General features: G+C 69.5%; 16 protein-coding genes. 6 read left to right on the top strand and 10 right to left on the bottom strand.

The window, feature by feature from the left end:
- Positions 1–87: 87 nt before the first annotated feature.
- Positions 88–1,638 carry a glutamine-hydrolyzing GMP synthase gene (gene guaA / locus ACFQUV_RS24520; RefSeq protein WP_378395922.1) on the top strand — a complete coding sequence of 517 codons (1,551 nt, stop codon included), beginning with the start codon at positions 88–90 and terminating at the stop codon, positions 1,636–1,638.
- Between the two features lie 596 nt (positions 1,639–2,234).
- Positions 2,235–3,059, top strand: a complete 825-nt coding sequence (locus tag ACFQUV_RS24515; protein WP_129611576.1) for an LssY C-terminal domain-containing protein — start codon at positions 2,235–2,237, stop codon at positions 3,057–3,059.
- A gap of 96 nt (positions 3,060–3,155) precedes the next feature.
- Here the strand turns inward: ACFQUV_RS24515 and ACFQUV_RS24510 are convergent, their stop codons facing one another.
- From ACFQUV_RS24510 to ACFQUV_RS24475, 8 genes are all read right to left on the bottom strand, one after another.
- On the bottom strand, positions 3,156–4,502 hold the full coding sequence (locus tag ACFQUV_RS24510; protein ID WP_129611575.1) for a sigma-54 dependent transcriptional regulator: 1,347 nt from the start codon (positions 4,500–4,502) through the stop codon (positions 3,156–3,158).
- Positions 4,499–6,268, bottom strand: coding sequence for a XylR N-terminal domain-containing protein (locus ACFQUV_RS24505; protein ID WP_207211619.1), 1,770 nt, complete (start codon positions 6,266–6,268; stop codon positions 4,499–4,501). The genes ACFQUV_RS24510 and ACFQUV_RS24505 overlap by 4 nt, the downstream gene beginning before the upstream one ends.
- A 319-nt stretch (positions 6,269–6,587) precedes the next feature.
- Positions 6,588–8,021, bottom strand: a complete 1,434-nt coding sequence (locus tag ACFQUV_RS24500; RefSeq protein WP_129609431.1) for an aldehyde dehydrogenase family protein — start codon at positions 8,019–8,021, stop codon at positions 6,588–6,590.
- An 18-nt stretch (positions 8,022–8,039) separates the two neighbouring features.
- Entirely contained in the window at positions 8,040–9,590 is a 1,551-nt protein-coding gene (locus tag ACFQUV_RS24495; RefSeq protein WP_129609432.1) for an FAD-binding oxidoreductase, read from the bottom strand.
- Positions 9,591–9,614: 24 nt separating this feature from the next.
- Positions 9,615–10,340, bottom strand: a complete 726-nt coding sequence (locus tag ACFQUV_RS24490; RefSeq protein WP_129609433.1) for a hypothetical protein — start codon at positions 10,338–10,340, stop codon at positions 9,615–9,617.
- A complete protein-coding gene (locus ACFQUV_RS24485; protein ID WP_207211493.1) occupies positions 10,337–10,669 on the bottom strand; it encodes a cytochrome c in 333 nt (110 codons plus the stop codon). The genes ACFQUV_RS24490 and ACFQUV_RS24485 overlap by 4 nt, the downstream gene beginning before the upstream one ends.
- Before the next feature lie 356 nt (positions 10,670–11,025).
- Complete coding sequence (locus ACFQUV_RS24480; RefSeq protein WP_129609434.1) at positions 11,026–12,123, bottom strand: NAD(P)-dependent alcohol dehydrogenase; 1,098 nt, start codon at positions 12,121–12,123, stop codon at positions 11,026–11,028.
- A gap of 325 nt (positions 12,124–12,448) precedes the next feature.
- Positions 12,449–13,882 carry a PLP-dependent aminotransferase family protein gene (locus ACFQUV_RS24475; protein ID WP_129609435.1) on the bottom strand — a complete coding sequence of 478 codons (1,434 nt, stop codon included), beginning with the start codon at positions 13,880–13,882 and terminating at the stop codon, positions 12,449–12,451.
- Positions 13,883–13,968: 86 nt separating this feature from the next.
- Here ACFQUV_RS24475 and ACFQUV_RS24470 point away from each other — a divergent pair, with 86 nt between their 5' ends.
- From ACFQUV_RS24470 to ACFQUV_RS24455, 4 genes are all read left to right on the top strand, one after another.
- Positions 13,969–14,829 (top strand): DMT family transporter, encoded by an 861-nt coding sequence (locus ACFQUV_RS24470; protein ID WP_129609436.1) that lies wholly within the window; start codon positions 13,969–13,971, stop codon positions 14,827–14,829.
- 112 nt (positions 14,830–14,941) lie between these two features.
- Complete coding sequence (locus tag ACFQUV_RS24465; RefSeq protein ID WP_129609437.1) at positions 14,942–15,547, top strand: helix-turn-helix domain-containing protein; 606 nt, start codon at positions 14,942–14,944, stop codon at positions 15,545–15,547.
- Positions 15,538–16,344, top strand: a complete 807-nt coding sequence (locus tag ACFQUV_RS24460; RefSeq protein ID WP_129609438.1) for an SRPBCC domain-containing protein — start codon at positions 15,538–15,540, stop codon at positions 16,342–16,344. Before ACFQUV_RS24465 ends, ACFQUV_RS24460 begins: the two co-directional genes overlap by 10 nt.
- A 63-nt stretch (positions 16,345–16,407) precedes the next feature.
- Positions 16,408–17,109 (top strand): MOSC domain-containing protein, encoded by a 702-nt coding sequence (locus tag ACFQUV_RS24455; protein WP_371851712.1) that lies wholly within the window; start codon positions 16,408–16,410, stop codon positions 17,107–17,109.
- Between the two features lie 15 nt (positions 17,110–17,124).
- Here the strand turns inward: ACFQUV_RS24455 and ACFQUV_RS24450 are convergent, their stop codons facing one another.
- Both ACFQUV_RS24450 and ACFQUV_RS24445 read right to left on the bottom strand, forming a co-directional pair.
- Positions 17,125–17,841, bottom strand: a complete 717-nt coding sequence (locus tag ACFQUV_RS24450; protein WP_111384566.1) for a response regulator — start codon at positions 17,839–17,841, stop codon at positions 17,125–17,127.
- Positions 17,838–20,555: a sensor histidine kinase KdpD gene (locus tag ACFQUV_RS24445; protein WP_129609440.1), complete on the bottom strand. Its 2,718-nt coding sequence runs from the start codon at positions 20,553–20,555 to the stop codon at positions 17,838–17,840. The genes ACFQUV_RS24450 and ACFQUV_RS24445 overlap by 4 nt, the downstream gene beginning before the upstream one ends.
- Between the last annotated feature and the right edge of the window lie 26 nt (positions 20,556–20,581).

The following is a 20,581-nucleotide window of genomic DNA, read 5'->3' as shown; positions in this document are numbered from 1 at the left end:
CCGGCCGGCGTCGGATGCAGCCGATTTCATCGTGGGTTGCGGGCGCCCCGGATTGCGGGGGGCGGCGCGATCCGCTAACCCCGGCGCATGCAACACGACAAGATCCTCATCGTCGACTTCGGCTCCCAAGTGACCCAGCTCATCGCCCGCCGGGTGCGGGAGGAGGGGGTCTACTCGGAGATCGTGCCCTACCAGAAAGCCGACGCGGCCTTCGCGGCGATGCGGCCCAAGGGCGTCATCCTGTCGGGCGGCCCGTCGTCGGTGCTGGAGCCCGGCGCGCCGCTGCCGCCGGCCGGCCTCTACGAGGCCGGGGTGCCGATCCTCGGCATCTGCTACGGCGAGCAGGCGATGGCGACCCAGCTCGGGGGCGAGGTCGAGGCCGGCCATCACCGCGAGTTCGGCCGCGCCGAGGTGCAGGTCAGCGCCGACTGCCAGCTGTTCGACGGCATCTGGCACACCGGCGAGAAATACCCGGTGTGGATGAGCCACGGCGACCGCGTCACCCGGGTGCCGGACGGCTTCCAGGTGGTGGCGACCTCGCCGAACGCGCCGATCGCGGTGATCGCCGACGAGACGCGCCGCTTCTACGGCACCCAGTTCCACCTGGAGGTGATGCATACGCCGCACGGCGCCCTGCTGCTGCGCAACTTCGTGCGCAAGGTGGCGGGCTGCCAGGGCGACTGGACGATGCGCACCTTCAAGGAAGAGGCGATCGAGAAGATCCGCGCCCAGGTCGGCACCGGCCGGGTGATCTGCGGCCTGTCGGGCGGCGTCGACTCGGCGGTGGCGGCGGTGCTGCTGCACGAGGCGATCGGCAACCAGCTCACCTGCGTGTTCGTCGACCACGGGCTGCTGCGCCGCGGCGAGGCCAAGCGCGTCATCGCCATGTTCCGCGGCAGCTACAACATCCCGCTGGTGCATGTGCAGGCGCGCGACCGTTTCGTCGAGGCGCTGACCGGCGTCGTCGACCCCGAGGACAAGCGCAAGATCATCGGCAAGGCGTTCGTCGACGTCTTCGAGGAGGAGGCCAAGAAGCTCGGCGGGGCCGACTTCCTGGCGCAGGGCACGCTCTATCCCGACGTCATCGAGAGCGTGTCGCCGACCGGCGGCCCGTCGGTCACCATCAAGTCGCACCACAATGTCGGCGGCCTGCCCGAGCGCATGAACATGAAGCTCGTCGAGCCGCTGCGCGAGCTGTTCAAGGACGAGGTGCGGGCGCTCGGCCGCGAGCTGGGCTTGCCCGACGTGTTCGTCGGCCGCCATCCGTTCCCGGGGCCGGGCCTCGCCATCCGCTGCCCCGGCGAGATCACCGCCGAGAAGCTGGAGATCTTGCGCTACGCCGACGAGATCTACATCGAGGAGATCCGCCGCGCCGGGCTCTACGACGACATCTGGCAGGCGTTCGCGGTGCTCTTGCCGGTGAAGACCGTCGGCGTGATGGGCGACGGGCGCACCTACGAGCACGTGCTGGCGCTGCGCGCCGTGACCTCGACGGACGGCATGACGGCCGACTTCTATCCCTTCGACATGAAGTTCCTCGGCCACGTGGCGACCCGCATCATCAACGAGGTGAAGGGCGTCAACCGCGTCGTCTACGACATCACCTCGAAGCCGCCCGGCACCATCGAGTGGGAGTGATGAGTCTCGTCGTCACGGTGCCTTTAGAGGCGGTCTGAGAAGCCGCCCACGGCACCGTCAGGTGGTCTGACGGTACCAGGCAGCAAATCACTAAGTGAGGCGTGCTCGGCCCAGCCGGGTTTGGGGTCGATCTGCTCGTGCTTCTTCTGGGCCATGGTCACCACTCGGCCTTGACGGGTCGACGACGATGACGCGCGGGCTCGTCGTCCCCTGGTCGATCGCGTCGATAGAGGTCACGGCTGGCCTTCTCCCCGACACTGGCGAGCCTGCGACGTGTTCTTCATTGGATCTCTGCCGGCCGATGGCGGTCGTCGCCCCGGCGTGGCGATCGTTGCGAGGCGCGCCCACAGGGCTCGCATGGCGATAGCCGCCTACGCTGGCAGACACCGCGGGGTCAAACAAGCCGAGCAGCCCGCCGTGGGTCTCGCCGCTGCGCGCATCGACGCCCCTCCAACGAGGGCACGATCAATCCTCTCCACGACAGGCACCAAACGCGAGGTGCTGTCGCCGAGAACGTGGTCGTGCTAGCACGCTGGCCGGTTTTGCGGCAGCGGGTAGCGAGGAATCGTAAGTCGGCGACAGCGTGTGGGGGAGAGATGAGGCGCATCATACGATTGGGCCAGCGTCTGCTGGTCTTCGGCCTCGGAATACTGACGGTGTGGCTGATCGTTTTCGTCTTTTTCGACTTCGCGGATCGTTGGTTGCCGTGGCTGATCGCGGTCGGGTTCACCTATGCGTTGGCAGCATACGTTATTCTCCCTCGCGCGGTTCGGATCGGACTGCGAATCCTTCAGCGTCACCGCGTGCCGAGCTACACGATCACGGGCGATGGATTGCCGGGCGATCCTGTCAATCTCGCGCTGTTCGGGACCATGGAACAGCTTCGGGCCGCCTATGCGACGACCGGGTGGGCGGAAGCAGATCGATTGAACCTCGTGAGCACATGGCGGATGGTGCAGGCCTTCGTCTTGAACAGGCCCTATCCCACAGCTCCATTCAGCACGCTCTTTCTCTTCGGGCGTGGCCAGGACGTCGGCTTTCAGAAGGCGATCGGTGACAGCCCTCGAAAGAGACACCATGTTCGGTTCTGGGGATTGCAGCTCGATCGCGTGGAAGAAAAGCTCGATACTCCCGCGTTCTGGGGTGAAGCACCGCGTCCGAGCGAAAGTGAAACTGTGCTTTGGGTCGGCGCGGCGACGAAGGACACCGGATTTTCGCTGACTCGTCTGACATTCCAGATCACGCACGCGACGGATGCGGATACGAACGCGGAGCGAGACTTCATCATCTCGGAACTGGAGTCACACCAGGTGATCGAGAATGTTCGCTCGCATGCGCCCGGTGAGCGCCTCGCGATCGGCCGGGTGAATCGATATGTCACCGACGGAGAGATCTCCGTGGCCAAGCTCGTCGCGAAGTGACGAGGAGGCGTGGCTATTCTGCCGCCGGGTCGGGAGGCCGATCCATTGCCGTTTCATCACACGGGCGGCTCGCCTCGCCTGCTGCGACACGCCCGGTCACGTCGGCGCCGTGTGGCGGTACAGCGTCGATCGTGAAATCCCGAGCCTTCGCGCCGTCGTGGTGACGTTGCCGCCGCACTCGTCGAGCGCCCAGCGGACGTAGCTCCGCTCCATGTCGGCGAGCGGCATCACGCGATCGAACGCCGGCTTGCCGCCGTTCGCCCGGGGCCGGCCGCCGCGCTCGACCAGCAGGCTGGCGACCAGCCGCTCGGTGATCACCGGCCCCTCCGCCAGCATCAGGAGGCGCTCGACCACGTTGCGCAGCTCCCGCACATTGCCGGGCCATGTGTAGTCGGTCAGGCGTGCCATCCCGCCCGGCTCCAGGTCGCAGGCGCCGGTCTTGCTGCGGGCCATGAAGTGGGCGACCAGCAGCGGCACGTCCTCGGCCCGTTCGCGCAGCGGCGGCACCGCGATGGTGACCACGTTGAGGCGATACAGCAGGTCCTCGCGAAACTGCCCGGCCGCGATAGCGGCATCGAGATCGCGGTTGGTGGCGGCGATCACCCGCGCATCGGTGCGTCGCAGCGCCGTCTGGCCGATCGGACGGAACTCGCCGGTCTCCAGCACGCGCAACAGCTTGGCCTGGTGGGCGAGGGGGAGCTCGCCGATCTCGTCGAGGAACAGCGTGCCTGCCGAGGCGACCTGGAACAGCCCCTCCTTGTCGGCGACGGCCCCCGTGAAGGCGCCGCGCCGGTGGCCGAACAGCTCGCTTTCGAGCAACTGCTCCGGCAGTGCCCCGCAGTCGATGGGGACCAGAACCTCGGCGGCCCGGCCGCTCCAGCGGTGGAGCGCCGAGGCGATTACCTCCTTGCCGGTCCCGCTCTCGCCGGTGATCAGCACCGGAAGGGTCTGCGCAGCCGCCTTGCGGGCGAGCCGCACGGTGGCGAGCCAGGCGGCGGACTGGCCCACCATCGGGTCTCGCGGGCCTTCGAGGTGCTTGACCTGCGCGGCAAGCCCGACGCAGCGGTGGGCGAGACGGCGCCGCTCGGCGGCGCGCTCGACCACGACGTCGAGCTCGGACAGCTTGTAGGGCTTGGACAGGTAGTCGAAGGCGCCGAGCTTCATGGCGCGGATCGCGGTCTCGACGCTGGCATGCCCGGTCAGCACCACCACCTCGATGGCCGGATCGATCGACTTCAGGCGTTCCAGCAGGTCGAGCCCGTTCATCCCGGGCATCAGGATGTCGATCAGGGCGACGTCGATGCTGGCCTTCTCGGCGATGCGCAGCGCCTCCGCTCCGGTCGCGGTCGGAAACACCGCCCAGCCGTTGCGGCCGTGCCGCTCGCTGAGCAGCTTGCGATAGTGCGGCTCGTCATCGACGACCAGCAGCGAGCCGGTGCTCATGCGTCCCCCCGCTCGCTGCCGGTCAGTGGCAGCGACACCCGGAACCACGCGCCGCCCGCCTGCCGGTTGCCGCAGCTCAGATTGCCGCCGAGCGAACGGACGATTCCGTAGCAGATCGATAGGCCGAGCCCGGTGCCCTGGTCGGGCGCCTTGGTGGTGAAGAACGGATCGAAGACCTTGTCGATGATGTCGGGGGCGAGCCCGGGGCCGTTGTCGGCAACCTCCAGGCGCATGCGGTTGCGTGACGGCGCGAGGCCGACCCACACGGTGCCGCGGCCGTTCAGCGCCTCGGCGGCATTTTTCAGAAGGTTCAGCAGCACCTGGCCGAGCAGGATCGGATCGGTGCGGACCGGCGGCAGCGCTGGGGCGACGTCGAGATGGACGTCGAGGCCGCTGGCGCTCGCCCGCTCGGTGAAGAAGTGGACCTTCTCGCGCACCAGCGCGCCGATGTCGGAGGTTTCCAGGTTGACGGCCTGATCGCGCGCGAACGACAGCACGTTGCGGGTGATCGCCTTGCACCGATAGGCCTGGTCCTGGATGATCGCCAGCCCGTTGCGGAGGCGGGCGGTCGCGGCCGCGTCGGGCCGGTCGCCGAGGGTGTCGAGCAGATCCTCGGCATAGGCGGAGATCAGCCCGATCGGATTGTTGATCTCATGGGCGATGCCGGAGGCGAACTGGCCGAGCCCGGCGAGGCGCGTCGCCTGAAGGAGCTGGCTTTCCAGGGTGGAGGCGTATTCGGCGAGTTTTCGCTCGCGCGCCTGCACCGGCCCGATGTCGATCGCCAGCCCGCGATAGCCGGTGAGCCGGTCGCCGTCCATGATCGGGCTGAGCTGGAGCTGTACCGCAATGTCCTCGTCGGACAGCGACCGTAGGGTGACCTCGATGCGGCCCTCGGCGCGCGTCTCCCCGATGCGATGCAGCAGGCGCACCAGCCGGCGGCGGTGTTTCAGCGGCATCAGGCGCGCGAGCGGGATGGTGCCGCCTTCCGGATCGATGCGCAGCCGTTGCCGGCCGGCCCGGTTGAGATGGACCAGCCGGCCGAGCGGATCGAGGCTGAAGATGATCTCGGGCAGATTGTCGACCAGATCGCGGTAGCGCGACTCCGAGACGCGCAGGTCCGCGGTCCGCTGCTCCACCTTCTGTTCGAGCAGGTTGATCTGCTGGGCCAGATCGAGCGGCATGAACGCCTTGCGGTGCTCGTCGAGTTCCGGCCCGCAGCTCGCGGCCGACACCAGCCGCCACGCGCACTGCGGGTCGTGGCGCGCCACGCAGCAGTCCTCGATGCAGATCATCGGCGTGTCGAACGCCGTCGACGAGAAGCCCGAGGCGTAACCCGCCAGCGTCCAGCACACCGGCTCGGCCGCCGGCCCGAACAGCCGGAGGTGTTGCTCGGCCTCGTAGGAGGCGTGCCACGTCCCCGCCATGGCGTAGCGGCTCCCCTCGGTCGGGACTGACAGCTTCTCGATTACGACGCGGGCGACACCCCCGAACATGTGCAGACGCGGTCCGACCATGACGAAATCGGCGGCGGAGGCGAAGCCGCCGACCCGCTCGACATGGCGTGCATCGTTCTGACCGCACGAAAAGCCGTAGCGGGTCAGGATGACCCTGGCGGTGTCGAGCCCGAGCGTGTCGACCAGCTCCTTGCGGAGCGCGCCGAGCGCATCCGCATGGACCAGCATGGCGCGCCGGCCGCAAAAGTCGATCCGCCCCGTGTCCGGATCGAATCCGAGCACGTCTGCCAATGACAGGTCGTGCGCGAGCACGGCGCTCCCTCCGTCCCTCGGTGGCGTTCTTGTCGACGCTCTGCTGCTGTTCCGGAAGAGGATATCGGAGCGGCCGGCGGCACGCCACTTCTCCGTGCCGGTCGGTTGTGCCGGGGGCGAGAGGGCGGGGGGGGCCGGTCACCTTTCCCCGCAGGCGGGGAGAGGTCGGCGAGCTGCGTGAGGGGGCGCAGCCGCGATGTCCGCCGACGATGTCGGGGAAGGGCGTTTCCGGCTCGCTGGGGCGCGATGCGTTCCGGTGGTGCTGCTACCCCTCACCCCGACCCTCTCCCCGCGTGCGGGGGAGAGGGAGGGAGGCGGCTCAGAACGGGAAGTGCCGCTGCCCCGCCTGGATGGTGATCCACTTGACCTCGGTCATCTCGTCCATCGACCAGCGTCCGCCCTCGCGGCCGTGACCGGAGTCCTTGACGCCGCCGAACGGAACATGCGGCTCGTCATAGACGGTGCTGTGGTTGACGTGCACCATGCCGGCCTCGAGGCGGAGCGACAGATCGAGCGCCTTCTGGAGATCGTTGGTGATCAGCGCCGACGACAGGCCGTAGGCAGTGTCGTTGGCGACCCGCAGGGCCGCCTCGGAATCGGCGACCTCGATCACCGAGACCACCGGGCCGAAGCTCTCCTCCCGCCACACCAGCATGTCGGGTGTGATGCCGGCCAGCACGGTGGGGCGGTAGAACGCGCCCTCGGCGGTGCCGCCGCACAAGAGCCGCGCACCCTTGCCGACCGCGTCCTCGACGTGGCGACCGACCCGGGCGCATTGCCCGGCGGTGATCAGCGGGCCGATCACGGTCGTCGGGTCGTGCGGATTGCCGGTCTTCAGGGTCGCCACCTTGGCGGCCAGCCGCTCGCAGAAGTCCGCGAACAGCGGCGCCTCGACGATGATGCGGGAATTGGCCATGCAGACCTGGCCCTGGTGCAGGAAGATCCCGAAGCAGGCCGCATCCACCGCATAGTCGAGGTCGGCATCACGCAGCACGATCATCGGGCTCTTGCCGCCGAGCTCAAGTGTGTAGCGCTTGAGCGAGCGGGCGCAGATCTCGGCGATCGCCTTGCCGACGGCGGTCGAGCCGGTGAACGTCACCAGCCGGACGCGCTGGTCGGTGCACAGTGCGGCGCCGATCTCGGGGCCGCCCGGCACCACGTTGAGCACCCCGGCCGGAAGGCCGGCCTCGGCGAAGATCTCGGCGATCTTCAGGCCGCTCACCGGCGTGTGCTCGGACGGCTTGAGCACGAAGGTGTTGCCGGCCGCCAGCGCCAGCGCCACCTTCTTGGCCGCGAGCAGGAACGGGAAGTTGAAGGGCGCGATGCCGGCGACCACACCGAGCGGTCGCCGCACCGTCATCGAGAACAAGCCGGGGCTGTCGGACGGCATGGTCTCGCCGAAGATCCGGCGGCATTCGCCGGCGGCGCTGCGCAGCAGGTTGACCACGAACGAGGCCTCGAACATCGACTTGCCGAAGGTGGCACCGCCCTCGTGGCGCAGCACCTCGGCGATCTCGCCGATGCGCGTCGCCAGGATGTCGGCCGCCTTCAGCAGCACCGCTTCGCGTTCCGCCGGGACGGTGGCGCCCCACTTGGGGGCGGCCGCATGGGCGGCGGCAAGCGCCGCCTCCAGTTCGGCGGTGCCGGCCTGGTGCACGCGCGCCCACACCGCTCCGGTGGCCGGATCGAGATCGTCGGCGACGACCCCGGAGGCGACCCAATTGCCGCCGATGTACAGCTTGAATTCCTGCATTGAACGTCTCCTGTCGGCTCAGACGGTCGCCCAGATCCCGGACTTTCCGGGAGCAATGATCCCGTTCGGGTCCAGTGCCCGCTTGAGCGTCGCGTTGATCTTCCGCTTGGCGTCGCCGTAGCAATCGGCGACCTCGTCCATGAAGGCGGTGTTGGCCCGGTAGACCCCGTAGCCCTGGGCTGCGAACTCCTGCAACAGCTCACGATAGCAGGCGTGTGCGGCCCGCGTCTGGTTGAAGTCGGTGCGGTCGAACAGCAGATCGATCACGTGATGCATGTCGCGCCAGCCGACGATGAACTCGGCGACATAGTCGATCCCGTGCCGGTTCAGGATGCGCTTGGCCATCTCCATCTGCTTGAGCGTCTCGCTGCCGCGCGCCTGGCTCACCGGCGCGAACCAGCACGAGCCGCCGCCGCCACGCCAGTTGTACAGGCCGAACTCCTTGGTGTTCATCCGGCCCTGCATCAGATCGGCCCGATACTTGAACACGGGGTCCTCGCCGACCTCGGCAGCCGTGAGAATGCGGCCCTTGCCGGAGGCCTTGACGGCGCCCTGGACGATCTTCCAGGCGACATCGTTCTGTTCGGGCGAGCCATACAGGCCGGCATAGAGGTTCCACACGCCCATGCCGGTCTTCTTGACCATCGTGCGCACGGCATCATCGGTGAAGGCGCCGGGGCCGGTGAAGTGGTCGGAGCGGGCATAGGCCGAGCCCGCCTCCCACAGCGCATGCACGATCACCACGGCGTTCGGGATGATGTTGGCCATGCGCAGCGGCCGCAGCGTCTCGACCGCGGTGACGATGTCGGCCTCGTCGTCGTAGCGGATGACGAAGGGCCGGAAGTCGGGCGGCGCCGGCATCAGCCACAGGCCCATCTTGGTGACGATCCCGTAGTTCGACTGCGTGAAGATACCGTCGAGATAGGGTCCGTAGCCCCACTTGAAGACCTGCCAGGTGTTCGAGTTGGGCAGCGAGCCCATGCCGGTGCGCAGAAGGCTGGCGTCGGGCAGCACCACCTCCATGCCGCACTGGAACATGAAGTGCTCACCATAGGGCGTGTAGCCGACGCCGCGGTCGACCGTGTTGCCGAGCGGCCCGACGATCGCGGACGGGGCCGGGCACGACAGCCACAGCGGGATCTTGTTGTCCTGGAGGTGGTCGTACATTTGCTGATAGGTGACGCCGGGCTCGACCAGGGCGGTGCACAGGTCGGCATCGACGTCGAGAATGCGGTTCATCCGGCGCAGATCCATCACCACCTGGCCGCGGGTCGCCGGCGCCGCCGATCCGTAGCCGAAGTTCTTGCCGGTCGAGATCGGCCACACCGGCACCTTGTGCTTGTTGCACACGGCGACACAGCGCTGCACCTCCTCGACCGAGCCGGGGCAGATCGCCGCCGACGGGGCGTGCCGCTCGTCGTCGACCGGCAGCATGATCTTGTTGTAGGGCACGAGCCGTTCGGCGGCGGTGATCACGTGGTCGGGGCCGAGGATCGCGCGGTATTCGGCAAGCGCCGTATCGAAGACCTTTTCGGAGACGCCCGCAGGCAATGCGACATACTTGGACATGGAGATGCTCCGAGCGCGGGCGGATCAGCCGGCGACGACGAGAGAGGCGAGGGCGACGTCGCGGCCCGGGCCGCGAGATCCCCGGCCCGCATAGGTGCGGGGCGAGGCGATCGGATCGGGCTGCCAGGAGCCATCGGCGACGCGGCCGAGCAGATCCCCGAGGCGGGCCGGCCAGCCGATCGGGCGGACACTCGCGGCGGGCGTCAGCGCGGTGATGCCGGCGGTGCTGTCCGGCGCGCCGATGCCGGCTTCGGTGACGCTGAAGTCCGCCACCTCGCCGGCCAGCGCGGCGGCGAGGTGGCGGCCGATGCCGCGGCTCGCCGGCAGCACGGTGAGGCGGTGGCGGCTGTGGTGGTCGCCGGTGCCGCCGACGCGGTGGTGGCCGAGCGCCAGCCATGCGGCGGCGCCAGGAAGCATCTGACGGAACAGCACGCCATGCGCCTCCGACACGAGGCCGACGAGCCGGCGGTGCGGCTCCGCGCCGAGCCACGCGGCGGCGGCCACGAGCGACGGCAGCCCGTCAGCCAGCATCACCGGGCCGCCGCGACCGGCGGCGGCCGCGAAGGAGGGGGCGGCTGCGGGATCGACCAGCACCAGCACGTCGGCCGGTGGCCGGGGCGATGGCGCGGGGGATGGACTCGCGGCCGCCCTCGCGGCTTCGGCCAATGCGGAACCAGCCAGTGCGGAGCCGGCCAGTGCGGCGCTGCCGTACAGCGCACCGCCGAGGAGAATGCGACGGGAGATCGTCATTCGTGCAGCCCCGGCGGAAGGCTCTTCGACAGCATCTCGGCGACCTGGCGCAGCGCGCCGTCGTCGATCTCGGTATGGCGGAAGGCCGGCATGGCCTTCTGGCCGTGGCGCACCACGTGCTGGAAGTGGCCGGGATCGAGGCCGCGGCCCTTGATCACCGGGCCGACACCGGAGTCGTGGCAGTTGGCGCAGACCTTGGCGTAGACGTGCTGGCCATTCTTCCATTGCCCGGCCGACTGGGCGGCGGCGGGCGTGGCGCAGGCGAATGCCAGCATGGCGGAGCCGACAGCGAGCATGCGTCGGCGGCCGTGAACGACATGTCGTTCCACGTAGAACCTCCTGGTTGTTTCGTCCCGGTCGAGCTTTTTGTTTTGGCAGCGTTCCGGATGCGGATTTGCAAGGGCAGTGCCACACCGGGAAATGGCGCGAACGAGCGGCATTTCGATCGTGAACGAGGCAATCGATTGTCGGTAAACTGGACACTGTCCGGATTTCGAACAGTCGTGTCCGGGATCTCGCTTCGCGACGTGTCGGCCGTCCTGCGGATCGCTTCGACGTCACTCCGGGGCGCACCGCCAGGCGAACCCGGCCACCAATCCCGAACGCTCCGCTCTCGGCTGGAGTCCGGGTCCGGCGCTCACGCGCCGTCCCGGACTGACGACCAAGGCCATCAGCGCGAACGGCATCACATACGGACGATGGGCTTCACCACCTTGCCGGTCTCGGCGTCGTGGATGGCGTCGTTGATGCGGTCGAACGGATAGAACGTCACGAGCTTGTCGAACGGGAAGCGGCCCTGGCGGAACAGCTCGATCAGCCGCGGCACGAACACGTCCGGGGTCGAATCGCCCTCGATGATCCCGCGCAGCGAACGGCCTGCCGTCATCAGGTGCATGGCGTTGAGGGTGATCTCGGTGTCCAGCGTCGAGGCGCCGAGAATGCCGCACGTGCCGCGCGGTGCCAGACTCTCGATCGCGGTGCGGATCACCCGCGGGATCGCGGTCGTCTCCAGCGCGTAGGTCGTCCCGGTGCCGGTCGCGGCCATGATGGCGGCGATGGCGTCCTGGGTCTTGGCGTCGACCACATGGGTGGCGCCGAGCGTCTGCGCCAGCGCGAGCCGCTGCGCGTTGGTGTCGATGGCCACGATGGTGGTGGCGCCGGCAACCCGCGCCGCCATCACGGCGCTGAGGCCGACCGAGCCGACCCCGAACACCGCGATGGTCTCGCCCGGACGCAGCGCGAACGAGTTGATCACCGCGCCGGCGCCGGTCTGGATGCCGCAGGCCAGCGGCCCGAGAAGCTCGAGCGGCACGTCGTTGCGGACCTTCACGACGTTGCGCTCGTGGCAGAGCGCGTGGGTGGCGAAGGAGGACTGGCCGAAGAAGTTGGCGTGGATGACCTCGCCCCCGCGGCGCAGCGCCGTGCTGCCGTCGTGGCGCACGCCGGCGAAGTTGTGCTGGAAGAAGTCGTGACAGTAGTTCGGCCGGTGCTCGTGACACGAGTCGCAGGAGCCGCACGAGTTGTACGACATGACGACATGATCGCCCGGCGCCACCTTGCCGACGCCGCGGCCGATCGCCTCGACGACGCCGGCTCCCTCGTGGCCGAGCACGATCGGTTGCGGGACCGGGTAGGTTTGGTCCCGCATGGCAATGTCGGTATGGCAGATGCCGGTCGCGACGACGCGGACCAGGATCTCGCCGTCGCGCGGGGCTTCGATCTCGAGGCTTTCCAGCGATAGAGGTGCGGCCGTCGCGCGGGCCACCGCTGCGGTGATCTTCATGAGGACGTTTCCATGACAATGCCGCCTTTGGCCACCCCGAAGCACTCGGTGCGGGCAGGCGTCGCGTTTCGTATGCGTCGGTTGGCTGCAAGGGAGATGCCACATCTTCGTTTTCGAGGTGGAATGCGTGTCGCCTGCATTCGGTGCGATCGGGCCGCGTGCGCGTGTGTCGCAGAACTGGACGATGTCGTGTTTCTGGACAGGCGCTCCTGGGCCTCGGACGTCCGCGTCGAAGACCTGCTCATGCTGTCTGCTTGGTGCCGGATGCCGATCGGTGTGCGTCGACCATCCGGCCCCGCGCGGCGCGCTGGCCGCCGCCCGCCCGTCAGTCGATGGCGTTCATCGCCCTTTCGAGCACGGTGAAGATACGCGGGTCCGACGATTGCGCGACGTTGAAGCGCATGAAGGAGGTCGCCGACTGCGACACGCTGAAGACGTTTCCCGGCGCGACGACCACGTTCTCCTCCAGGCAGCGCTGCGCGATCGCGGCCGAGTCCAGGCCGTCGGGCAGGCGGCACCAGAGATAGAACCCGCCGCGGGGGACGATCCACGGGACGAGGCCGAGCGTCGCCAGCCGGTCCGTCACCTCCTCGCGGGCGCGCAGCAGGCGGCGGCGCACGTCGTCCATGTGTTTTCGGTAGGTGCCGCCGGCGAGGATGCCGACGATCGTCTCGGTCGCGACCGGGCTCGGGCCGCCGAAGCTGGTGGCGACCTGGAGATCGACCAGGCCCTCGATCCACTCCGCTCTGGCCGCGATGTAGCCGCAGCGCAGCGACGCCGACAGCGTCTTGGAGAAGCTGCCGATCTTGATGACGCGGTCCAGGCCGTCGAGAGTCGCCAGTCGGGGCGATGGCGCGGGCTCGAAATCGGCGAAGATGTCGTCCTCCACGATGGTCAGGCCGCGTGCGGCGGCCGCGCCGAGCAGGCGGTGCGCGCTCTGTGGCGAGATCGTCGCGCCGGTCGGATTGTGGAGGGCCGAGTTCGTCAGGTAGAGGCGTGGTGCCTCGTCGGTCACAGCCCGCTCGAAGGCCGACACGTCCGGCCCTGTCGGGGTGAACGGAATGCCGCGGATCGTCACCTGATGGGCGCGCAGCAGGGCCCGGAAATTGAAATAGCAAGGGTCGTCCACCAGCACGGTGTCGCCCGGCCGCAGCAGCAGGCGGCAGACGAGATCGATGGCCTGGGTGCCCGAGCCGGTCAGCATAATGTGCTCCGGCCGGACGGCAAGCCCCTCGTCGGCGAACCGGCCCAGCAGCAGGCGGCGCAGGGCCGGCGAGCCTCGGGTGCCCGCATAGTCGGCCAGCACCGCGCCGTCGGCCCGGCCCATCGCCCTCAGTCCTTTCCGGATCGCCGCCGCGGGCATCCAGTCGGCCGGCAGCCACCCGCATCCCGGCTTCAGGGTCGATGAATCGGCATCCAGGGACTGCCGGGAGACCCAGAACGGATCGATGCTGCGGTCACGCAGCGGCCCCGGTGCGGTCAGCGCCAAGGGCGGGCTATCGGCCCCGGTCACGTAGAAGCCGGAGCCACGGCGGGCCCGGACCACTCCGGCGGCGGCGAGGCGGTCGTAGGCCTCCACCACAGTGGATGGCGACACCCCCATGGTCCGCGCGAAACGGCGCACCGAGGGAAGACGATCGCCTGGCCCCAAGGCGCGGTTGGCGATCTTGGCCCGCACCGCCTCCACCAGCGCCTCGGTCCGCGTCACGGCTTCGTTCCCTTTTGGCTTTCGCTCGATCGTATGGGTAAGCGAGCCCATACAGATTGTCGGAATTGTATGGCAGTGTGGCTGTCGGCTCCAGCCCCCGCTCGCTAGTCTCGACCGGCGACGAGGGGAGGACGCGAATGGAGCGCTCGATGGCGGGGTGGGGCAGCGGCCTCCTGGGCGTCGTCATCTTCAGCGGGTCACTCCCGGCGACGCGGGTGTCGGTCGCGGAGCTGTCGCCGCTGTTCGTCACCTCGGCGCGCGCCGCCGTCGCCGCCGTGCTGGGGGGCGCCTGTCTTCTCGCGCTTCGGCAGGCGAGCCCGGCGAAGTCGGACATCGCGTCGCTGGCGGTCGTCGCGCTCGGGGTCGTGGTCGGCTTTCCGCTGCTGACGGGGCTCGCGCTGTTGCACATCACGGCGGCGCATTCGATCGTCTTCATCGGGCTTCTGCCGCTGGCGACCGCCGGCTTCGGCGTTCTGCGCGCGGGCGAGCGGCCGAGGCCCGCCTTCTGGCTCTTCTCCGGCGTCGGGGCCGCCACGGTAGCGGGGTTCGCGCTGTCGCAGAGCGAAGGCAGTTCCGTGGTCGGCGACGGCCTGATGGTGGCCGCCGTCCTCCTGTGCGGCTTGGGCTATGCGGAGGGGGCGCGGCTGTCGCGCCGGCTGGGTGGCTGGCAGGTGATCTCGTGGGCGCTGCTCGGGTCGCTACCCGTGATGGCCGTCGTCGCCCTCTGCACCGCTCCCACCCGTTGGAGCACGATCAGTGTGCCGGCATGGGTCGGCCTCGGTTATGTGTCGGTCTTCAGCATGCTGGTCGGGTTCATCTTCTGGTATCGCGGGCTCGCCCTCGGGGGCATTGCCGGTGTCGGCCAATTGCAGCTCCTCCAGCCCTTCTTGGGCCTGATCCTGGCGGGGGTGCTGCTGGGCGAGCCGATCGCCTCCACGATGATCGCCGCGACCGTCGTCGTGGTGCTGTGCGTCGGCGGCGCCAAGCGCTTCGCCTGATCTCGGCACACGACCTACGACCTACGACCCACGGCCATCCGCCTGCCGCGCTCGAGCAGGAGGTATCCGAGGCTGCATTGACAGAAAATTTTGTCAATGGGAGCCTGCGGTCATGCAGGACGTCGAGGTCATCGTCGAGCCGGAGGCCGCTGCGGCGGCGCTCGATCCCGTCAAGGCGCGGCTGCTGGCCGAGCTGTCGCGACCCGCCTCCGCGGCGGCGCTGGCGGCGCGGCTCGGGATGCCGCGCCAGAAGGTGAATTACCATCTGCGCGCCCTGGAGGCGCACGGCCTGGTCGCGGTGGCGGAGGAACGCCGCTGGGGCGGCCTCACCGAACGGCGGCTGGTGGCGACGGCGGCCAGCTACGTGGTGTCGCCCGCCGCCCTGGGGCCGGTCGCCTGCGATCCGGACCGTTCGCGCGATCGGATGTCGGCGAGCTACGCCATCGCGGTCGCGGCCCGCGTAGTGCGCGAGCTGGGTGCGCTGTGGCGGCGGGCCTGCCGCGAGCACAAGCGGCTGGCGACGCTCACGCTCGATACCGAGATCCGGTTTCGCTCGGCTGCGGAGCGCGCCGACTTCACGCACGAGCTGACTGCTGCCATCGCCGCGCTGGCGGCGAAGTATCACGACGAGGTCGCGCCAGGGGGACGGCGGCACCGTGTGCTGCTGGTGGCGCATCCGACACCTTCGAAGGAGCGAGAGGACGCGACATGCCACTGAAGAAGACTGCCGCCACCCGTCGGGCCGTCGAGATGGAGATCGAGCTGCCCGGCACGCCGGAGCAGATTTGGCAGGCGATGGCCACCGGCCCCGGCAACGCCGCATGGTTCGTCCCCACCATCATCGAGGAGAAGGTCGGCGGCAGGCTGGAGTTCCAGCTCGGGGGCGGCGCCACCTCGCATGGCGTCGTGACGGTCTGGCAGCCGCCGCACCGCTTCGGCTACGAGGAGCTGGGATGGAGCGGGGAGGCGCCGCCGCTCGCCACCGAGATCGTCATCGAGGCGGCGTCCGGCGGCACCTGTCGGGTGCGGATGGTGCACAGCCTGTTCACCGACCGCGACGACTGGGACAAGGAGATGGAGAGCTTCGAGACCGGCTGGCCGGCGTTCTTCGCCATCCTGCGCCTCTATCTCCGCCACTTCGCGGGCGAGCCGGCCGCGTCGAGCCGGCCGATGGGCGGCTTCGGCGGTGACCCGGCTGCGGCCTGGGCCGAGCTGACGCGGCGGCTCGGGCTCGACGGCGCGCGACCGGGCGAGCGGCGCGACACCGCCGTCGACGGCGCGCCGCAGCTCGCCGGCACGGTGGAGGAGGAGTATCGCATCGGCGATCATCAGGCGCTGATGCTGCGCCTCGACACGCCGGCTCCCGGCATCGCGCTGATGGGCGCGTTCAGCTACGCCGGCAAGTCCCATATCGCCCTCAGCCTCTATTTTTACGGCCGTGAGTCCGCCGCCGTGGAGGCCCGCGAGTCGCCGCGCTGGCATGCGTGGATGGCCGAGCAGTTTCCGTTTACATGATGTCGTCCGGATCGTGCCGCCGACACCGGCCGGTCCTCATGCAGCACGCACCGTCAGGCATCGATCATGATCGTCGTCGACCATCTGCTCGTCGGCTCCCTTGCGGCACTCGGGCCGCGTGCGGTGCCGAGCGGCATCGACAAGCGGCCGGTCTCCGGCCGCATGTGGCTCGGGCGCGAGGGCTTCACGGGCGATGCGCAAGGCGACCTGAAGCATCACGGCGGCCCCGAGAAGGCGGTGCATCACTATCCGTTCGAGCACTACGCGGGCTGGCGCGACGAGATCGGCACGGCGGCGGTGCTGGAGCGGCCCGGTGCCTTCGGCGAGAACCTCTCCACCGCCGGCCTCACCGAAGCCGACGTCGCGGTCGGCGACACCTTCCGGCTGGGTGGTGCGCTGGTGCAAGTGAGTCAGGGCCGCCGGCCGTGCTGGAAGCTGAATCTCCGCTTCGGCGTTTCCGACATGGCGTTGCGGGTGCAGCGGAGCGGCCGCACCGGCTGGTACTACCGTGTGCTCGAGGAAGGGCCGGTGGCGGCCGGCGATGCGCTCGTCCTGGTCGACCGGCTGTCGCCCGAATGGACCCTGACGCGACTGTGGCGCGTGCTCTACGTGGACACGCTGGCGATCGATCAGCTCCGCGCCATGAGCGAGATCGCGCATCTGTCCGAGCCGTGGCGGCAGACCGCGGCCAAGCGGCTCGCCAGCCGTCAGGTCGAGGACTGGTCGCGCCGGCTGGTCGGCGAGGAGGCGCCGCAGCGCGACTGAACGGTTGCGCCGATGTCAGCCGCGCTCGGCCGGCCGCGTCTCCTCGGGATCGGGGGCGCGCAGCCGATAGCCGACGCCGGTCTCGGTCAGCACGTAGCGCGGCCGCTCCGGGTCCGCCTCGATCTTCTGACGAAGCTGCCGCACATAGACGCGCAGATACTGGGCGTCGGTGTAGTCGTCCCACAGATGGCCGAGCAGGAACTTGTGAGTGAGCACCTTGCCGGCGTGCTGCACCAGGAGGCGCAAGAGCTCGTACTCCTTGGGCGACAGCTTGACGTCGCGGTCGCCGATCTTGACCAGCCGGCGGACGAGATCGACGCTGAGATCGCCGAGCCGGAACACCGGCCGCTCGCCCTGCACCTGGAGCTGGTGACGCAGTGCGGTGCGCAGTCGCGCCAGCAGCTCCTCCATGCCGAACGGCTTGGTGACGTAGTCGTCGGCGCCGAGATCGAGCGCCTGGACCTTGCCGGCCTCGTCGTCGCGGCTCGACAGCACCACCACCGGCACGGCCGGCGCGCGCGACCTTATGGTGCGCAGGAGGTCGAGGCCGGCGACATCGGGCAGCCCGAGATCGAGGATCACCAGGCCGGGCCGCTCGGCGAGGCGCTCCAGTGCGGTGACGCCGTCCGGCGCCTCGATGACGTCGTAGCCTTGGGTGCCGAGGCCCATCCGCAGGAGCTTGCGGATCGGCGGCTCGTCGTCGATCACCAGAACCTTCAGGGGCGTGCTCATGCGGCGCTGTCCAGTCGGGCCGGGGCGGGCACCGGCAGCAAGACCGTGAGCACGGCGCCGGAGCGATCGCTCCGGTTGCCGGCCGTGATGGTGCCGTCCATCGCCTCGACGAAGCCGCGCGCGATGGCGAGGCCGAGGCCGGTGCCGGCGCGGACATGGTCGCCCTTGCGGGCCCGGTAGAACTTGTCGAAGACGCGCTCGATGTCGGCCGGCGGGATGCCGGGGCCTTCGTCGATCACCTGGAGCCGGACCCGTCCGTTCTCACGCCCGGCCACGATGTGGACCGTGGTGCCGTCCGGCGCGTATTTGGCGGCGTTGTCGAGCAGGTTGAACAGCACCTGCTCGAACAGCACCGGATCGAGCGCCAGCATCGGCAGGTCGGGGGCGAGCGCCACCTCGATGCGATGGTCGGCGAGGATCTTGGCGGCGCGGCGCAGCGCGCTGCCGACGATCTCGCCGAGATCGTGCAGTGTCGCGTTGGGGGCGATGGCGCCGGATTCGAGCCGGGTCATGTCGAGCAGGTTGGCGATGAAGCGGTTGAGACGTTCGGACTCGTCCACGATGGTGGCGAGCAGGTCGGCCTTCTGGGCGTCGGCGAGCGCGCCGCCGAGGTCGCGCAGCGTGCCGGCGGCACCCAGCACCGCGGCGAGCGGCGTCTTGAGGTCGTGCGAGATCGAGGTGAGCAGGGCCGAGCGCAGCCGATCGGCCTCGATGGTGCGCTTCACCCGGTCCATGTCCTCCACCAGGTTGACCCGCTCGATAGCGAGCGCGCCCTGATCGATCAGCGCATCCAGCAGGCGGCGCTCGTCGGGCGTGAGCAGGGGGCCGGGCTTGTCGCCGTCGATGCCGACCACGCCGATCGGCCCGCGGCCGGTGCGCATGGGCAGGAATAGGCGGGTGGCGCCCGGCAGGGTGTCGGCACCGCGCCCGGCCGGCCGGTCGTTCTGCCAGGCCCAGGTGGCGGCGGCCAGATCCTTGTCGTCCAGCGTGTCCTCGGGGGGATAGCCGGCCTTGACGGCGATGGAGCCGTTCTCGGGCAGCAGCACCACCACCCGCACCTTCAGCATCAGCGCGATCTGATAGGCGGTCGCCCACAGCACGTCGTCCAAGGTGCCGACGCCGGCGAGCTTGCGGCTGAAGCTGTAGAGCTGGGCGGTGTCGCGGGCCCGGTCCTTGGCGGCGATCGCCTGCACGCGGACGCGGGCGGCGACGTTGGACACCAGGATGGCGAGCCCGGTGAAGAAGAAGAACGCCGCGATGTTGGTCGGGTCGGCGATCGTGAAGGTGTGGAGCGGCGGCAGGAAGAAGAAATTGTAGGCGAGCGAGGCGGTGAGGCTGGCCAGCAGCGACGGCAGCAGGCCGTAACGAACCGCGACGCCGACCACCGCGGTGAGGAACACGAGGTCGATGTTCTCGACCCCGAAGAACGGATGGATCAGCTTGCCGATCGCCAATGCCAGGCCGACCGCCGCGAGCGCGACGACGTAGTGCAGCGGATCGAGATCGGCGCGGCGGCGCGCCGACGCCACCGTCTTCTTCGGCACCGGATCGCCGGCCAGGTCGTCGCCGGCGATGACGTGGACGCTGATGTTGCCGGCGCGCCGCACCAGATCGTGCACCACCGAGCCGTGCAGGGCCTCGAACCAGCGCGAGCGGCTCGACTTGCCGACCACGATCTGGGTGATGTTGTTGGCCTGGGCGTAGCGGACGATGTCGTCGGCCGTGCGGGTGTCGCCTTCCGGGACGGTCAGCGCCTCGCCGCCGAGTGCGGTCGCCAGCCGCAGGGTATCGGCGATGCGGTCGCGCGCCACCTCGTCGAGCCGGCGGGTCTCGCGGCCCTCGACATAGATCGCCGTGAAGGGGCCGCGCAGCCGGTCGGAGAGGCGCTTGGCGTAGCGCACCAGGCCGGCGGCGCGCGGGTCCTCGCTGACGCAGACCAGCACCCGCTCACCGGCCGCCCATGGCCCCGGAATGGCGCGCGCCTGCATCTGGGTGAGGAGCTGGTCGTCGACCCGCTCGGCGGTGCGGCGCAGCGCCAGCTCGCGGAGTGCGGTGAGCTTGGCGGGCGAGAAGAAGTGCGCCAGCGCGCGCTCGGCTGTCTTGGGGACGTAGACCTTGCCCTCGCGCAGCCGCTGGATGAGATCGTCGGGCGTGAGGTCGATCAGCTCGACGGCGTCGGCGCTGTCGAACACGGCGTCCGGCACGGTCTCGCGCACCCGCACCCCGGTGATCTGCGCCACCACGTCGTTCAGGCTTTCGATGTGCTGGATGTTCACCGTGGTGTAGACGTCGATGCCGGCGTCCAGCAGCTCCTCGACGTCGAGGTGGCGCTTGGGATGGCGGCTGCCCGGCGCATTGGTGTGCGCCAGCTCGTCGACCAGCGCGAGCTTGGGCCGGCGTGCCAGGATGGCGTCGAGATCCATCTCGGCGAGCTCGTGGCCCCGATAGGAGACGAGCTTGCGCGGGATCACCGGCAGGCCGTCGAGCAGCGCCTCGGTCTCTGGGCGGCCGTGGGTCTCGACGACGCCGATCACCACGTCGACGCCGTCGCGCAGCTTGGCGCGGGCAGCTTGCAGCATCTCGTAGGTCTTGCCGACGCCGGGGGCGGCGCCGACGAAGATCTTCAACTTGCCGGACCGCTCGTCCTCGCGGCGAGCGGCCTCCAGCAGAGCGTCCGGCGACGGCCGTTGCGGGTCGCGGTGGTGGTCGGTCATGAGCGGTCGCACAGGCGGAGCGTCAT

The organism is Rhodoplanes sp. P11 (genome assembly GCF_964266735.1).
Classification (GTDB): Bacteria; Pseudomonadota; Alphaproteobacteria; order Rhizobiales; family Xanthobacteraceae; genus Rhodoplanes; species Rhodoplanes serenus.
The sequence above is the reverse complement of the archived record's forward strand: the minus strand, read 5'-3'. Positions and strand labels throughout refer to the sequence as shown.

Excerpts from the sequence above, each read along its gene's own strand:
- ACFQUV_RS24515 (WP_129611576.1), top strand. The coding sequence starts at position 2,235 with ATGAGGCGCATCATACGATTGGGCCAGCGTCTGCTGGTCTTCGGCCTC.
- ACFQUV_RS24445 (WP_129609440.1), bottom strand. The coding sequence starts at position 20,555 with ATGACCGACCACCACCGCGACCCGCAACGGCCGTCGCCGGACGCTCTG.
- ACFQUV_RS24480 (WP_129609434.1), bottom strand. The coding sequence starts at position 12,123 with ATGAAGATCACCGCAGCGGTGGCCCGCGCGACGGCCGCACCTCTATCG.
- ACFQUV_RS24495 (WP_129609432.1), bottom strand. The coding sequence starts at position 9,590 with ATGTCCAAGTATGTCGCATTGCCTGCGGGCGTCTCCGAAAAGGTCTTC.
- ACFQUV_RS24490 (WP_129609433.1), bottom strand. The coding sequence starts at position 10,340 with ATGACGATCTCCCGTCGCATTCTCCTCGGCGGTGCGCTGTACGGCAGC.
- ACFQUV_RS24465 (WP_129609437.1), top strand. The coding sequence starts at position 14,942 with ATGCAGGACGTCGAGGTCATCGTCGAGCCGGAGGCCGCTGCGGCGGCG.
- ACFQUV_RS24510 (WP_129611575.1), bottom strand. The coding sequence starts at position 4,502 with ATGAGCACCGGCTCGCTGCTGGTCGTCGATGACGAGCCGCACTATCGC.
- ACFQUV_RS24450 (WP_111384566.1), bottom strand. The coding sequence starts at position 17,841 with ATGAGCACGCCCCTGAAGGTTCTGGTGATCGACGACGAGCCGCCGATC.
- ACFQUV_RS24460 (WP_129609438.1), top strand. The coding sequence starts at position 15,538 with ATGCCACTGAAGAAGACTGCCGCCACCCGTCGGGCCGTCGAGATGGAG.
- ACFQUV_RS24470 (WP_129609436.1), top strand. The coding sequence starts at position 13,969 with ATGGAGCGCTCGATGGCGGGGTGGGGCAGCGGCCTCCTGGGCGTCGTC.
- guaA (WP_378395922.1), top strand. The coding sequence starts at position 88 with ATGCAACACGACAAGATCCTCATCGTCGACTTCGGCTCCCAAGTGACC.
- ACFQUV_RS24500 (WP_129609431.1), bottom strand. The coding sequence starts at position 8,021 with ATGCAGGAATTCAAGCTGTACATCGGCGGCAATTGGGTCGCCTCCGGG.
- ACFQUV_RS24475 (WP_129609435.1), bottom strand. The coding sequence starts at position 13,882 with ATGGGCTCGCTTACCCATACGATCGAGCGAAAGCCAAAAGGGAACGAA.